This window comes from Acinetobacter sp. ANC 4779, from assembly GCF_004331055.1.
Taxonomy (GTDB): Bacteria; Pseudomonadota; Gammaproteobacteria; order Pseudomonadales; family Moraxellaceae; genus Acinetobacter.
Window position 1 is genome coordinate 94388 of sequence record NZ_SJNU01000006.1, and the last position, 15715, is coordinate 110102.

Below are 15715 nucleotides of genomic sequence, written 5' to 3' on the forward strand. Positions count from 1 at the left end.
TATTCATGCATCAAACAGTGAAAACCCTATTTCGACTTTTTTTTGCAGTTGTCATTTTTCTTATCACTTTGGCTTTATTTTTCAGCACCTATTCTAAAAGCAAAGAAATTTTACAGGCAGATCAACACTTCCAGCAAGCCAAACACATTTCACTCAAATCCACCGCTCAAGAGCAATTGGTTTTGGTGTCCAATAATAAACGACCAGATCAAGCGATTTTTATTTTAATTGCGCAGAATGGTTATATTGCTAAATTAAGCTGCGAGCATTACCTGCAAGATATTTGCACCGATGAGTATAACCAGCTACATACTCGACAAATCCAGCAGCTTGATTTATTAAAAGTAGGTCAGCAGCATTATATTGAAAATATTACTTATCAGGACAGCCGTAGCAAAAAGCAGCAACAATGGTCTTATTCCAAGCAACAAATTCAGCAGTTTTATCAAGCAGACATTGCCAGTTTAAAATACATTGTTTTTAGTATGGTACTGTTTGCACTAGCGGCACTGTATGTCTCCATTCGGATTCTGCGCAACTTTAAAAAGTTTTTAACGCGTTAAGAAGTCCAATAAAAAAAGAGGATTTAAAATCCTCTTTTTTATTACTTTAAATAGCTTGATTGAAGGTATCGCAATCGTTGATCATTCCTGACTTTAAACCAGTCTGAAACCATTTCATGCGCTGCTCGCTACTCCCATGGGTAAAGCTGTCGGGTACAACCTGTCCTGTCGAACGTTTCTGTAAATAATCATCGCCAATTTTATGCGCTGCATCCATCGCTTCTTCAATATCGCCAGGTTCAAGGAACTGGGTCCGTTGCTGATTGTGGTTGGCCCAAATTCCGGCAAAGCAGTCCGCTTGCAATTCCTGACGTACAGACAGTTGATTGCCTTGTACCGTATTAGATTGAGCACGTGCTTTTTGTACCTGATCCGAAATACCTAACAGGGTTTGAAGATGATGCCCCACTTCATGTGCAACGACATAGGCTTGAGCAAAATCGCCGGCCTGATCTTGGCGTGAGAGTTCTGTGCTGTTCTGCTCACCGGAAATCCCCATTTGCTGACGCATATCTTTAAAGAAGGTCGTGTCGATATAGACTTTTTGGTCTGCTGGACAATAAAAAGGTCCCATTGCAGATTGCGCCGTACCACAGCCTGAATTCACCACACTACTGAACATTACCAATTTAGGTGCGATATATTGGCTATTCAGTTGCTGCTGAAATACTTGCGTCCAGGTATCTTCTGTATCAGCCAACACTGTGCCAACAAAATCCATGGCTTCTTGCTGTTCTGGAGTTGGATTATCCAGACCTTTGGTTTCAGCCGATTGTGATTGTGAGGTTACCTGCTTGGTTGCCTGATAGGCTTGCTGCGGGTCAACGCCAAAAAATTTCCAGGCTACAAACGCAACCACAAGTCCTAAAATACTAATCCCACCTGCTTTGGCTCCGCCTCCACCGCGGCGGTCCTCGACATTGGTACTTACACGACGTCCTTTCCAGCGCATAGTGATATTCCTTCTATTTTTTTAGCTAATTTTAGCGAGTTTTCTGATTATGCCTGCTTTGATTTTGGCCAAAACTTTTGGATCGTTGTGATCACTACAAAAACCAGTAAGCCTGCTACAAAACCGATAACAAGGTTGATTAAAGTCGGAGTAAGTGAACCAATAATATTGCCGATCGTAGGAATATGCTGAATTTGATCGACTGAATCTTCAGTAAAATGATGGAATTGCGGAATAGCATGATTAATAATACCGCCCCCCACCAAAAACATGGCAATTGTTCCCACAATGGTCAGGGTCTTCATGAGTATAGGTGCAAAAGCCAACAAGCCATTACCTATACTTTGCTTTAGCTGAGATGCCTGTTTGGTTAAATACAATCCCAGATCATCAATTTTGACAATCATGGCTACAAAGCCATAAACACCGACTGTCATTAAAATCGCGATAACGGACAGTACGAGAACTTTTGTACCGAAAGCAGCGGTAGCCACCGTACCCAGTGAAATCACGACAATTTCGGCTGATAAAATAAAGTCGGTACGAATCGCACCTTTGACTTTGTCTTTCTCAAACTTTGCCAAGTCGGTTTCAATGGCAGTGAATTCCGCTTCAGCAGCTTCTTTAGTGGTGGTTTTTTTATGCTGCAAACTGTGCAGCACTTTTTCCACGCCTTCATAACATAGAAATAATCCTCCAATCATCAATAACGGTGTAATCAGCCAAGGCGCGACCACACTAATTAACAAGGCCAGAGGAACAAGAATTAACTTATTAATAAATGAGCCTTTTGCTACTCCCCAGACCACCGGAAGTTCACGTTCAGAACGTACACCACTAACCTGTTGGGCATTGAGGGCTAAATCATCTCCCAATACGCCTGCAGTTTTTTTTGCCGCTACTTTGCTCATGACAGCAACGTCATCTAAAACAGTGGCAATATCATCTAATAATATTAATAAGCTACTCGCCATTATTTTTATCCTTAAAGTTACTATTCAATATCTTAAATAGAAATAATTAAAAAAACTGTATCAACTTCATTAAATTGTTCTTATTTTTTCTCTGTTCTGTTTTCATTGCGTCTGACATTCAAAAACATTATGCCGTACAATATGGCAAATTCATCGGCATATAAATGTAGTGCTAACTACTTTGGAATAGAGAGATAATGAGTAATCAAGACAAGCGTCCTGTTATTTTGACTGGCGACCGCCCAACCGGACAACTTCATTTAGGTCATTTTGTTGGTTCTTTACGTTCACGTGTAGGACTACAAGATTCTCACCATCAACATCTTCTCCTTGCTGATGCTCAAGCTTTAACCGATAACGCAGACAACTTCGAAAAAGTACGCCGCAATATTATTGAAGTGGCAACAGACTATTTAGCTGTGGGTATTGACCCAACCAAAACAACGATCTGTGTTCAATCCTGCTTACCTGCATTGAATGAACTGACCATGTTGTATTTAAACTTTGTGACTGTGTCACGCTTAGAGCGCAATCCAACCATTAAATCTGAAATTCAGATGCGTGGTTTTGAACGTGATATTCCAGCAGGTTTTCTTTGCTACCCAGTCGCACAAGCAGCCGATATCACCGCTTTTAAAGCAACGGTTGTCCCTGTCGGTGAAGATCAGATTCCAATGATTGAACAAACCAACGAAATTGTACGTCGCTTGAATCGTCAGATTGGCCATGAATTGCTGCCAGAATGTAAAGCACTGCTTTCAAATGTCAGCCGCTTACCCGGTTTTGATGGTAAAGCGAAAATGTCTAAATCTTTGGGCAATACCATTGTGCTCGATGCTTCCGATAAAGACATCAAAAAAGCAGTTAATGCGATGTATACCGACCCGAATCATCTTCGTGTCGAAGATCCAGGTCTGGTGGAAGGTAACGTAGTATTTACTTACCTGGATGCTTTCGATACCAACAAAGAAGAACTTGAAGAGTTAAAAGCACATTACCGTCGTGGTGGTTTAGGTGATGGTACGGTGAAAAAACGTCTTGAAGCGGTTTTAAAAGAATTGATCACCCCTATTCGTGAACGTCGCATGGAACTGCAAAAGGATCCTGATTACATCATGGATATTTTAAAAGCCGGTACCGATAAATGTCGCGATATTACCCAGCAAACCCTCGATGAAGTTAAATCGGGTTTAGGCGTTTTTCATTTCTAAAAAATACTTGATCTAAAAAATGCCCTCCTGTATAAGAAGGGCATTTTTTGTGCTAAATAATGAGCAATAAATCACACTAACCAATAGTTATTAACCTGAATTTACACAACTTAACTAAAAGTCTCATGAAATGACTCACCATTCACTTTATTATACTTTTAGTGCTTAGAACTCAGTAGAGTTCTAACATTCTCCTTAACCGAAACTGTGCAAACAGATTCGTTGTTATACGCATTGATCACCCCAATCCTTGCGTATTTTTTTTGTCAAAAATTTATATAATTCACATGAATATCCCAGTATTTAATACAATTTTGCATTTATTCAATCCATGAAATAAAAAAACCCGCTCTAAAGCGGGTTTTTTAAATCAATAACTTAATTTTTATGACGCATATGCGGGAATAAAATCACATCACGAATACTCGCTGCATCAGCAAATAACATCACCAAACGGTCAATACCAATACCTTGACCTGCTGTTGGAGGAAGACCATATTCAAGTGCTTCAATAAAGTCGGCATCGTAATGCATCGCTTCATCATCGCCTGCATCTTTTTCGGCAACTTGTGCCTGAAAACGCTCTGCCTGATCAATCGGGTCATTTAATTCCGAGAAACCATTCGCCAATTCACGACCACCAATAAAGAACTCAAAACGGTCTGTAATGTGTGGATTGGTGTCATTACGGCGTGCCAGCGGTGAAGTTTCCGCTGGATATTCGGTAATGAAAGTCGGCTGACGAAGTTTTGTTTCCACTGTTTCTTCAAATACGATGGTTTGAAGTTTACCTAGACCAAAACCAGGTTTAACTTTTTCTTTCAATTCTTCTTGAACGAATTTAGCCAAGAATTCACGGTCAGCTACATTTTCTGGCGTGAGGTTTGGATTATGTTCAAGAATTGCATCAACCATTGAGATTTTTTTGAATGGGCCTTTGAAGCTGAATACTTCACCTTGATACGGCACATCGGTAGAACCCAAAATATCGATCGCTAATTTTTCAAGCATATTTTCAGTCAAAGCCATCAAGTCTTTGTAATCTGCATAGGCCTGGTAGAATTCGATCATGGTGAATTCTGGGTTATGACGAGTCGAGACCCCTTCATTACGGAAGTTACGGTTAATTTCGAACACACGTTCAAAACCACCCACAACCAAACGTTTTAAGTAAAGTTCAGGCGCAATACGCAAGAATAAAGGCATATCCAATGCATTATGATGTGTTTCAAATGGACGCGCTGAAGCCCCACCCGGAATCACATGCATCATTGGGGTTTCAACTTCCATAAAGCGTTCATTGGCTAAATACGCACGCATGCCCGCAACCACTTGGGCACGGATTTCAAAAGTTTTACGTGTTTCTTCGTTCACCATCAAATCAAGATAACGTTTACGATACTTCATTTCAGTATCGTTTAAACCATGGAATTTATCTGGAAGTGGACGAAGTGATTTGGTTAAAAGCTCGAAATGTTCAATATGAACATAAAGATCGCCTTTGCCAGAACGGCCAATATAACCTTCAACGGCAATAATATCGCCCAAGTCTAAACCTTTGATGCTGGCCAGTACTTCTGGGTCTAATTCTTTACGTGCAACATACAGTTGAATACGTCCAGTCATGTCTTGAATCACGATGAATGAACCACGGTTCAACATCACGCGACCTGCAACTTTTACATAAACCTTTTCACCCGCTTCAATTTCTTCTTTAGACTGATCAGCGAATTGTTCTTGTAAGTCTTGGGCGTAATGTTCACGTTTAAAAGTATTCGGCCAAGGGCTGATTCCCTTTTCCTTAGCATGTTCTTCAATATGCTTTAACTTGGCATGACGCTGTGCAATTAAATCGTTTTCGGAAATGTGTTGTTCTGAAGTCGATTGAGCGTTATGTTGCGTCATCTCTGCCTCGAATATGTGTAAAAAACGGAAGTTGCATAGCATAGCAGATTTAGCATAAATTTCGTATGACTTATTGCCAAACAAAAGCATTGATTTGCTAACCCGACTTTGTTTCATTCACATTTAAGCTTCGGCTAATTTTTTCCCAATCTCCAAGCCTCTTCTTAAGCCATTATTCATCAATTTCATGTAATTTTTAGAGATTCCCCATTCTACACTTAGCATGGATGAGCCATTTAGATGTTCTAAGTTCATCTCTAAGACACCGCTTTATTGTTTAATCTTTTTCATATTTTCAGCATGCCCGAATGTTGAAAAATCACGACTTTAAATTATTTAAGCTCGGAAGTGGTTGAAACCAGACCATCCCCTTGGCAGCGAGAAAACAGTTCGTCCATTCACTTGCCAATCGGAATGCATTTATCCAGCCGAAGCAAAATAATGTGTTTATTTAGTATATGTGTCGGGATGCCACAAAATTTGCTAAACCTTTTGTGGAGAGGCTTTAATCATAATTTAAAATTCCCATAGGGCTTACCTTCGCTCATATTCATTTAATAAATACAAAGTTATCCAAATTTATTTTTGTGAGATATGCAGGTTTTTTATGCGTTATAAGATCAATATTTTTATTCTTTTATCTAACTATTTTGAACGCATAATTTAATTTTTTAAGTAGGGTTGTTGGGCTTTGTTACACCCCTGTCTTAGACCAAAAGCTAACTTCTTTATTTCACATTGTCCCCTACAATAATTTTAAGCAAAATAGTTGAAAAATAAACTATTCAACCATTTCTATCTTTGTGATTAAAGACAGTGTGAACGATAAAACAATGAATACATGCACTTCGAAAATCTTATTTTTACATGGACTCGATTCCTCGCGTGAATCGACAAAATTCCATGTCATTGATGCCAATCAAAAATTTTGCATCGATATAGATTACCGCAACTTGAATTTTCAAACTGTTGCCGATTTTTATCGCGATATTATTGCCAAAATTAAACCTGAAATTCTGGTCGGACATAGCTTGGGTGCGTATTGGGCCTTAAAAATGTCAGCCTTATGTAAAATTCCAACGGTTATTGCCAACCCGAGTCTGAGTCCAAATTTTCGCGAAGACTATCCCCCAATTAATGAAGATGATCTAGAACATGACATTGCTCAAATTGCCTATCTGGAATTAGGCGATGAAATACTGGATATGTATGCCGTGCAGGAACAGCTCGAACCTTATATGATCGTTCAAGCCTTAGAAGGTGGACATCATCGCTTAGCAAGTCCTGAAAACATAAATGAATTAATTCAGCACATGCAAACGCATTTTCTAAAAAAATAAAAAAGCCTCGGTTTAACCAAGGCTTTTTTAGGGCATAAAATCAATTAAGCGACTGCTTGTGCTGGCTGAGATTTATCATCCAACACCGACCACACATCTAAACCTAAATCACCATGTAAATCAGGTAGATCAAGAAAAATGCTCGCGCCCAGAATTTCATGGTTGCATTTATTGACCAGCTGTTTCACTGCTTTTAAAGTACCGCCTGTTGCCAATACATCATCTACAATAATAATTTTTTGCGATTGGATGTTTGCAGACATTTCCAAACGATCCATACCATACTCTAGGCTATAACCTACACCCACAACCGGTGGTGGCAATTTTCCTGCTTTACGTACCAGCAATAAGCCTTTGCCCAAACGCTGAGCCAATAAACTCGCCAGTACAAAACCACGTGCTTCTACAGCCACAAAACTGTCGACTTGTTGCAGTTTTTCAGCCGGGATGCTGGCAATTAAGGCATCGGTTAACGGACCAATATTACTCATAAACAGAGGGGTTAAATCGAAGAAGCAAATACCGGGTTTAGGGAAATCCTGGACAGTACGAATGTGAGACCACAAAGTTGCAGACAAATTGCTCATGGGGAGAAAAGTAATTTAGAAAATAATATGAGATATTAACGCTTAATCAGGTTCAGGGCCAGTAAATGATCATGTTTACAACCCAGAAAACTATGCCATAAAATCATAAGATATTGTTTTAATTGTGTTTATTTTTTAAATAAATATTAGATATAACTCTATGTGATCTTAAACTAACAAACTTTGTCTATTTTCTCTCCCCGACCTTAGTCTAAACGCCACTTTTTAACGGGATAAGGTCATTTCTTCAATTTCTCTAAGCAACACTAATTCATGCATATTTTTAAATTTAAATTAAGTTTAAATTGTTAGACAAAAAGCATATTTGCATATTTTTATGACAAGTTTTGTCCTGCTCTGCAATTCTGGTTTCAAATTCACTGATTAAACTCGCATATTTGCTTTACATTAACGCTAGAACTGCGTAAAAATTTGCTTGAATATGTACGCTGAAAGTCATATTACTAGAGTCATGCTGTATATGGAATTTTACTGACTTAACTTTTTAAAAAGTCAGTGTTTTGGAGAGTCAAATGAAAAAGTATCAATGCATCGTTTGTGGCTGGATTTATGACGAAGCGGAAGGATGGCCACAAGATGGTATAGTCGCAGGTACAAAATGGGAAGATATCCCAGATGATTGGACATGCCCGGACTGTGGTGTATCAAAAGTTGATTTTGAAATGGTTGAAATCTAACAATTGATATCAAAGACCATAGTAAATGGTCTTTTTTTACGTCTTATAGAAAACAGTTTGGAGAAAACTATGCATCCTATCGTCATCATTGGTTCAGGTATGGCAGGATATACCGCAGCACGTGAGTTTCGTAAGCTAAATCCCGAGCATAAACTGGTCATGATTTGTGCAGATGATGCGGTAAACTATGCCAAACCCACGCTGTCTAATGCTTTAGCCGGAAAAAAAGCACCTGAGCAAATTGCCTTAGGTGATGCCAACAAAATGAGTGACCAACTGAAGATGCGTATTGAAGCGCATACTCGGGTTAAAGAAATTCAAGCTGAACAGCATCAACTCATTTTAGAAAAAGATGGACAACACACTACTCAGCCTTATTCAAAGCTGATTTTAGCGGTAGGTGCAAATCCAGTTCGTCTGGCGATTGCTGGCGATGGTAGTGATGACATTCATGTGGTTAACAATCTGGATGACTACAAAGCATTCCGCAAAAACCTGGATCAACATCACGATAAACGCGTGGTCATTTTAGGTGCAGGTCTGATTGGCTGCGAATTTGCCAATGACTTGCAAAATACAGAGCACCAAGTCACGGTGATTGATTTGGCAGCCCAACCTTTGGGACGTCTCATTCCTGACTACGTTGCCGCTTCATTCCAGGAAAAACTTGAAGCTATTGGCATTCATTTCGTCTTGGGCACAACGGTTGAAAAAATAATTAAAGTTGAAAATGGTGACTATCAAATTACTTTAGCCAATGGTCAGTCTGTTGTTGCAGACATTGTACTTTCAGCGATTGGCTTACAACCAAATTTAGAATTGGCAAAAGCTGCTGATATTCACTGTAGTCGCGGCATTTTGACCAATGGTCATTTAGAAACCAATCAGGCAGATATCTATGCGATTGGCGACTGTGCAGAAGTCAATGGTTTACTCTTGCCTTATGTGATGCCGATCATGCAACAAGCACGTGCTTTAGCGAAAACCTTGAATGGTGAACACACCCATGTTCATTATCCAGCGATGCCTGTTGCAGTCAAAACCCCAGCTGCTCCCCTTACGGTACTTCCAGCACCCGTCGGTGTGGATGTCACTTGGGAGACCGAAGAACTTGAAGATGGCATGATTGCCAAAGCTTTAGATGGTCAAAACAGCTTGCGTGGTTTTGTTTTATTGGGCGCGACCGCAGCAAAACAGCGTTTAAGTCTAACTAAACTTGTACCTGACTTGATTCCTGTAGCCGTTTAAGGTTTTAATAGTAAGGACATTTTTTAAGCAAAATGTCCTTTTTTGGGAAAACCACAATGAATCATAGCGCACTTAATTTTACAGGCTCGCCCTATACTTCTTTCATGCACGAAACCAAAGTGACTTTAAGCAATGGAATCGAGCTGCATGTCGAAATGGGGGGGAATCCTGAACACCCTGCGATCATGCTGATTATGGGATTGGGTGCGCAGATGTTGTTTTGGCCTGATTTTTTCTGTAAATCACTGATTGACCAAGGTTATCGTGTCATTCGTTATGATAACCGTGACATTGGGCTATCTTCAAAAATCCGTCATTCAGGTCCCCGACTCAATACCTTAAAACTGATGGGTCGTTTTGCGCTCGGCTTACAAAATCAAGGTGCACCGTATAATTTATATGATATGGCTGAAGATGCCGCTTTACTGATTGATCATCTGGGACTGGAGAAAGTCTCTGTAATTGGCGCATCCATGGGCGGCATGATTGCGCAAATCCTGGCAGCCAAGCATCCTGAAAAAGTCAGCCACCTCGGTTTAATGTTCACCAGCAACAATCAGCCGCTCTTACCTCCACCTTTTCCAAAACAGCTTTTTAGCCTGATTGGCCGGCCTGAATCTACCGATGAAGAAGGGATCGTCAATCATAGTGTGAAAGTATTTAACATCATTGGTTCACCTGGATATATCAATCAAATCGAGATTATGCAGACCGCACGTAAACTATATCAACGAAGTTATTACCCGGCGGGTGTACTTCAACAATTTTTAGCAATATTATGTACCGGTTCTTTGCTACAATTGAGTAAGCAAATTCAGCAACCTACCCTTGTGGTACATGGCTCTCGTGATCGTTTACTACCACCAAGCCATGGCAAAGCAGTTGCAAAGGCAATTACAGATGCTAAGTTTGAATTAATTGATGGAATGGGGCATGATATGCCTCCGCATTTTATTCCATATCTTAGCGGACTATTTGCTGATCACTTTAAATTAAAACATTAGGACACTATGGCTGCATTACCCTCTTTAAGACAGCTGTCATACCTCGTAACACTGTCTGAAACGCTACATTTTACTGAAGCTGCGCGCCGTTCATTTGTGACCCAATCGACTCTGTCAGGCGGTATCATGGAGTTAGAGCGTTTGTTAGGTGGAGTCCTCGTTGAACGCGACCGCCAAAATGTACGTTTAACTCCGCTTGGAGAACAGGTTGTGGCTCGAGCCCGTGTTCTATTGGCAGATGCTCAAGACTTAATGCGTTTAAGTCGAGAAATGAGCGAACCGTTAACGGGTGATTTGCATTTAGGCATCATCCCTACCATTGCGCCTTTCATTTTGTCGAAACTGCTTGATGAAGTGCATAAACAACTACCTAAAATTCAATTACATTTGTATGAAGCGCAAAGTGAAAAAATTGTCGAGAAATTAGAACACGGCAATCTGGACATGATTGTTTTGGCCCTGCCTTTTGATACGCGTGGCTTAAAAGTTGCTGAAATTGCGAAAGAAAATCTTTATTTGGTGCATCATAAAACCGATCAAAATGCACTGAATGCCAAAACTTTAGATGATTTGGATTTATCACGTTTAGTATTACTTGAAGAAGGTCATTGTTTACGCAATCATGTTTTAAGTGCTTGCCCAATTGGTGAACGTAAAAATGATCATCGTTTAAAGGCCAGTTCATTACCAACTCTGGTTGAAATGGTCTCTGCTAATTTGGGCTTTACCCTGCTTCCTGAAATTGCTATTCATACCAATATGATTAAAGCGAATCCAGATTTAGTGGTTAAAGCAGTTGAAGCTGCGCCAAGTCGTACGCTCGCTTTGGTCACGCGTAAAAGTACGCCATTGCAAAGTGAATTTGACGTGTTATTGCAAATTTTGCAAAAAGTCACCCAAAATCTTCATTAAAAATAAGCGATAACTTAAAAGGAGCAGCTGCTCCTTTTTTTATTGCCCAATTATCTTCCTAGCTAATATTTTCGCTTAAATAAATCCTATTGATTAACATCTACAAAATATTGATATATTAAATAAAAAAAGGTTTAGCACAACGGTAAACCGAATTTAAAGTTAAAATATAATATCTTGAAAAGTATTCTGCGCGGTGGAGCCCCTCTCCATGAGGTTTTTGCGCAGTATATTTTGTCCTACCCAGTATAATCTAATCAAACCATATCATCCAATCAACTTAATAAGCCCACACATTTAACTGCAATTGAATTCGAAATTTTAAATTTATTGGCAACGGGTCTTAACCTGCAGCAAATTGCTGAGCAGACTTCGACTTCTCTTTATAAAATTGAAGGCAATATTAAAAGCATTTATCGATAAGTCGCCAGCTTAAAAAATTAGAGATTTTTTATGTCGAATATTTCCATCGTATAAAAATAAAGGAGTCCCCAGACTCCCTTATTTCATCCTCAACACTTGAATGAATTATTTGATCATCTCTAATAATATTCTTTGTGCATTATGTGGCTCTTGTGCTTCTGCAACTTGTGCACGAACCCAGGTTCCATCGCCTTGCAACAACCATGCTTGCTGATTGTCTTTCAAATAGGTCAGTAAACCTTGCTGGTAAATACGTTTTTTCAGTGCTGGGTCTTCAATGGGAAAACAGGCTTCAACCCGATTAAATAAATTACGATCCATCCAGTCCGCACTTGAACAGTAAATGCGAGCATTGCCATTATTGCCAAAATAATACACACGGGTATGTTCCAGAAAACGCCCGACAATTGAACGTACCCGAATATTTTCCGAAAGGCCAGGTAAACCAGGACGTAAACAGCAAATCGAACGAATTATTAAATCAATTTTCACACCGGCTTGCGAAGCTTCATATAACTTGTTAATCAGCTGTCTTTCAGTTAGGGCATTCACTTTAACAATAATTTGTGCCGGTTTGCCGGCTTTGGCATTGGCAATTTCTTCATCAATAAAATTGATCAGTTGAGCATGCAGGGTAAAGGGTGCGTGCAGAAGTTTTTTCAACTTGGCCATTTTACCCATACCGGTCAACTCTTGGAAAATACGATGCACATCTTCACAGAGTTCTTTATCTGTAGTTAATAAGCCATAATCGGTATAAATACGGGCATTGCCGGCATGATAGTTACCCGTCCCTAAATGCACATAACGCACCAGTTTATTATTCTCACGGCGCACCACCAGAATCATTTTGGCATGGGTTTTATAGCCTACAATACCGTACACCACGACTGCACCGGCTTCTTGAAGTACATTGGCCACTTCAATATTGGAAGCTTCATCAAAACGTGCACGTAATTCGATGACTGCAGTCACTTCCTTTCCATTACGTGCTGCTTCTGCCAGTACCTGAACAATTTCAGAATCTGGCCCACTACGGTACAAAGTTTGCTTAATCGCGAGTACTTGCGGGTCACGTGCTGCTTCACGCAATAGATTAATCACAGGAGCAAAGGATTCAAACGGATGATGTAAAAGAATGTCCTGTTTCTGCATGGCAGAGAAAATATTTTCAGACTTCTTCAATACTTTGGGAATAATCGGGGTATGAGAATCATAACGTAAATGTGGACGTTTAAAATCCGACAATAAGCGTGCAAGATTGACCGGACCATCCACTTTGTAAAGTTGATCCTTGTCTAAATCAAATTCTTCAAGTAAATATTGGTAGATATGTTCTGGACAGTTTTGCGTCACTTCCAAGCGTACTGCACGGCCGAAACGACGCGAATTCAATTCCCCTTTTAAGGCTTTGGCTAAATCTTCGACATCTTCATTTAAGGCCAAATCTGCATTACGTGTTACTCGGAATTGATAACAGCCGGTTGCAGTCATACCCGGAAATAAATCTGAAACATGCTCATGAATAATGGCAGACAACATTACATGATGCTCTTTGCCATCAGTCAATTCATCTGGTAAACGCACTACACGCGGCAATGAGCGCGGTGCCGGCACAACTGCCAAATCAATTTGACGGCCAAAGGCATCTTTACCTTCCAAGGTCACAATAAAGTTTAAGCTTTTGTTGACCAAACGCGGAAATGGATGAGCCGGATCCAGACTAATCGGAGTCAGTACCGGTGCCACTTGCTCCTGAAAATATTTTTTAATCCACGCAGACTGAGCAGGAGTCAGTTCTCCACGACGCAAAAAACAGATATCTTCTTCACGCAGCTTTGGCAAGATTTCTTCATTTAAAATACGGTATTGGCGTTCAATCGCAGCATGGGCAGTTTTAGAAATAATCTCTAAAACCTGCTTGGGGGTTAAACCATCGGGACTGTGACTTTCATTGCCTAAATCGAGTTGCTCCATCAAACCGGCAAAACGGATTTCAAAAAACTCGTCCAGATTACGCGAGAAAATAAGCAAAAAATTCATGCGCTCAAGTAAAGGATGCAGTGGATCAACCGCCTGTTCTAATACACGAAGATGGAAATCTAAAATAGAAAGTTCACGATTAATGTAGCGATCGTTATATGTATATTCTGTTTGTGTAGGAGATGGGCCTGCTGCAGTATTCATACCTAACCTATGCTTATTCGAAAGTGATCCGTATCGTCTTAAGTATGCTTCATAATTATGACAATTTCACAAAAAAAGCCCAAAAATTTGGGCTTTTTAGTACAGTCTCTAATTAGGGAATATTGCTATAACGCATATATTTTTGAATCATCCGTTTGCGGTATTGCAGTTTTCGATCATCACGGTGGTCTTGATAATATTTCGGATTGGGCAAAATGGCAGCTAAAAATGCAGCTTGCTCGCGACTTAAACTTCTCGCACTTTTGCCAAAATAATGCTGGCTTGCCGCTTCCACACCGTAAATATTGTCGCCAAATTCAACCGAGTTTAAATAGACTTCTAAAATGCGTTGTTTGGTCCAAACCCGCTCCATCATCCAGGTCGCTATGGCCTCTTGGCCTTTACGCAGAAATGATCGCTTATTATATAAAAATAAATTTTTTGCCAATTGCTGGGAAATGGTCGAACCGCCAGCCACCACTTTGCCTTTGTCTTTATTGCGCTCTAAAGCAAACTGCATGCCTGCCCAGTCAAAACCGTGATGTTGCAAAAATTTACCATCTTCTGCGGCAACGACTGCATTTTTAAGGTAGTCACTGATTTGATCGTAATCACGCCATTGGTGTTTGATCGGCTTAGAGGGTTCAGACCAATAATCCAGACGCATCATCATGGTAGTGTCAACCGGATGAGTGCGCCACCACACCAGACTTGCAAAAATCCAAAGTTGTACCAAAAGTACCAAACTGACAAGTATTAACAAACTACGAACAATAAAAGCTTTCATGTCAGTGAGTTACTCCAAAATATCTGTTTTTTCGTGCTAAGCTTGAAGCTGAATATAGCAAAGATTATAAAAGAATAGCATGGCTGAACGTTCACCTCCTTCCATTCAAAGTAAACTCGAAGTTCACCTTTGGTGGCTGACTGCAGTTTTTATTGCCATTAATGTCGGTTTATTTCTCTGGCAAGTGCTCACAGGCGTCAATATTACCAGCCCAAGTCTGGTCGATGCTATTCGTTGGGGAGCTGATTATGCACCTTTAACCTTTTTAGAGGAACCCACTCGCCTGTTTAGCAGCATGTTTTTTCATTTTGGCTTGATCCATTTAATGCTCAATATGTGGGCATTGTATATTTTTGGCAGTGTAGCGGAACAGCTTTTTGGCCGATTCTATTATTTGGGTTTATATATTCTTGCAGGCCTGATGGGGAGTTTACTCAGCGGTTTTATCGATATTCAAAATACCTTTGAACTGCTGCAAAGCAATGATCCCAAACTTCTCCCGACTGTCAGTGCCGGTGCTTCTGGTGCAGTGATGGGGATTGGTGGTGCTTTGACTATTTTGTCTTTATTGCCCGTCTTGCCGAAGCAGCGTTTTATTTTAGATAAAAAAACCTTAGTCATGGTGATGGGGATTAACCTGTTCATTGGCTTTACCATGCCCGGCATTAACAATGCTGCCCATATTGGCGGCATGCTGATGGGTGCGGTATTAGCGGCTATTTGGTACCTGGGACAGCGCGTTCATAAACCTAATTTAGGCTTTACTCTCGGTTTAGTGGTGGGTGCAGTAAGCTGCTATGTATTTTATGATTATTGTATGCAACAGGTTCAAATCCTTGAACCCGTTTGGCGTCAGATTCTTGCAGCCATGCGCGCACAGCTGCATTTTTAAAGTTAAAGCATCATTTTTGTGAGATGAATCTG

The 15715-nt window shown here is 40.2% G+C and carries 15 protein-coding genes; 8 read left to right on the plus strand and 7 right to left on the minus strand.

What is annotated here, in order from left to right:
• Positions 1-5 precede the first annotated feature (5 nt).
• Positions 6-563: a hypothetical protein gene (locus tag E0H80_RS08735; protein WP_131364973.1), complete on the plus strand. Its 558-nt coding sequence runs from the start codon at positions 6-8 to the stop codon at positions 561-563.
• 46 nt (positions 564-609) lie between these two features.
• On the opposite strand, the gene E0H80_RS08740 is transcribed toward E0H80_RS08735, so the two are convergent.
• Together E0H80_RS08740 and E0H80_RS08745 are read right to left on the minus strand one after the other, a co-directional pair.
• On the minus strand, positions 610-1515 hold the full coding sequence (locus E0H80_RS08740) for a neutral zinc metallopeptidase (protein ID WP_131364975.1): 906 nt from the start codon (positions 1513-1515) through the stop codon (positions 610-612).
• A gap of 47 nt (positions 1516-1562) precedes the next feature.
• Positions 1563-2489 (minus strand): DUF808 domain-containing protein, encoded by a 927-nt coding sequence (locus tag E0H80_RS08745; RefSeq protein ID WP_131364977.1) that lies wholly within the window; start codon positions 2487-2489, stop codon positions 1563-1565.
• A gap of 197 nt (positions 2490-2686) precedes the next feature.
• On the opposite strand from E0H80_RS08745, the gene trpS reads away from it, so the two are divergent.
• Positions 2687-3700 (plus strand): tryptophan--tRNA ligase, encoded by a 1014-nt coding sequence (gene trpS, locus E0H80_RS08750; protein WP_131364979.1) that lies wholly within the window; start codon positions 2687-2689, stop codon positions 3698-3700.
• A gap of 378 nt (positions 3701-4078) precedes the next feature.
• Here the strand turns inward: trpS and lysS are convergent, their stop codons facing one another.
• Positions 4079-5605 (minus strand): lysine--tRNA ligase, encoded by a 1527-nt coding sequence (gene lysS, locus E0H80_RS08755; protein WP_131364981.1) that lies wholly within the window; start codon positions 5603-5605, stop codon positions 4079-4081.
• A 123-nt stretch (positions 5606-5728) separates the two neighbouring features.
• Positions 5729-5860 carry a hypothetical protein gene (locus E0H80_RS17010; protein ID WP_265937226.1) on the minus strand — a complete coding sequence of 44 codons (132 nt, stop codon included), beginning with the start codon at positions 5858-5860 and terminating at the stop codon, positions 5729-5731.
• Between the two features lie 578 nt (positions 5861-6438).
• On the opposite strand from E0H80_RS17010, the gene E0H80_RS08760 reads away from it, so the two are divergent.
• Positions 6439-6945 (plus strand): YqiA/YcfP family alpha/beta fold hydrolase, encoded by a 507-nt coding sequence (locus E0H80_RS08760; RefSeq protein ID WP_131364983.1) that lies wholly within the window; start codon positions 6439-6441, stop codon positions 6943-6945.
• A gap of 44 nt (positions 6946-6989) precedes the next feature.
• Here E0H80_RS08760 and E0H80_RS08765 read toward each other — a convergent pair whose 3' ends face one another.
• Positions 6990-7532 (minus strand): adenine phosphoribosyltransferase, encoded by a 543-nt coding sequence (locus E0H80_RS08765; protein ID WP_131364985.1) that lies wholly within the window; start codon positions 7530-7532, stop codon positions 6990-6992.
• 533 nt (positions 7533-8065) lie between these two features.
• Between E0H80_RS08765 and rubA the strand changes: the two genes are divergently transcribed.
• The 4 genes from rubA to oxyR all read left to right on the plus strand — a co-directional run bounded on the left by rubA (position 8066) and on the right by oxyR (position 11394).
• A complete protein-coding gene (gene rubA, locus E0H80_RS08770) occupies positions 8066-8230 on the plus strand; it encodes a rubredoxin RubA (protein WP_005179369.1) in 165 nt (54 codons plus the stop codon).
• A 69-nt stretch (positions 8231-8299) separates the two neighbouring features.
• Entirely contained in the window at positions 8300-9478 is a 1179-nt protein-coding gene (locus E0H80_RS08775; RefSeq protein ID WP_131364987.1) for an NAD(P)/FAD-dependent oxidoreductase, read from the plus strand.
• 56 nt (positions 9479-9534) lie between these two features.
• Positions 9535-10482: an esterase EstB gene (estB, locus tag E0H80_RS08780; protein WP_131364989.1), complete on the plus strand. Its 948-nt coding sequence runs from the start codon at positions 9535-9537 to the stop codon at positions 10480-10482.
• Positions 10483-10488: 6 nt separating this feature from the next.
• On the plus strand, positions 10489-11394 hold the full coding sequence (oxyR, locus tag E0H80_RS08785; protein WP_067868156.1) for a LysR family transcriptional regulator OxyR: 906 nt from the start codon (positions 10489-10491) through the stop codon (positions 11392-11394).
• A gap of 528 nt (positions 11395-11922) precedes the next feature.
• On the opposite strand, the gene ppk1 is transcribed toward oxyR, so the two are convergent.
• Together ppk1 and mtgA are read right to left on the minus strand one after the other, a co-directional pair.
• A complete protein-coding gene (gene ppk1, locus E0H80_RS08790) occupies positions 11923-14004 on the minus strand; it encodes a polyphosphate kinase 1 (protein WP_131364991.1) in 2082 nt (693 codons plus the stop codon).
• A gap of 112 nt (positions 14005-14116) precedes the next feature.
• Positions 14117-14791, minus strand: coding sequence for a monofunctional biosynthetic peptidoglycan transglycosylase (mtgA, locus tag E0H80_RS08795; protein WP_131364993.1), 675 nt, complete (start codon positions 14789-14791; stop codon positions 14117-14119).
• Between the two features lie 79 nt (positions 14792-14870).
• Between mtgA and E0H80_RS08800 the strand changes: the two genes are divergently transcribed.
• Complete coding sequence (locus tag E0H80_RS08800) at positions 14871-15683, plus strand: rhomboid family intramembrane serine protease (RefSeq protein ID WP_131364995.1); 813 nt, start codon at positions 14871-14873, stop codon at positions 15681-15683.
• Positions 15684-15715 lie beyond the last annotated feature (32 nt).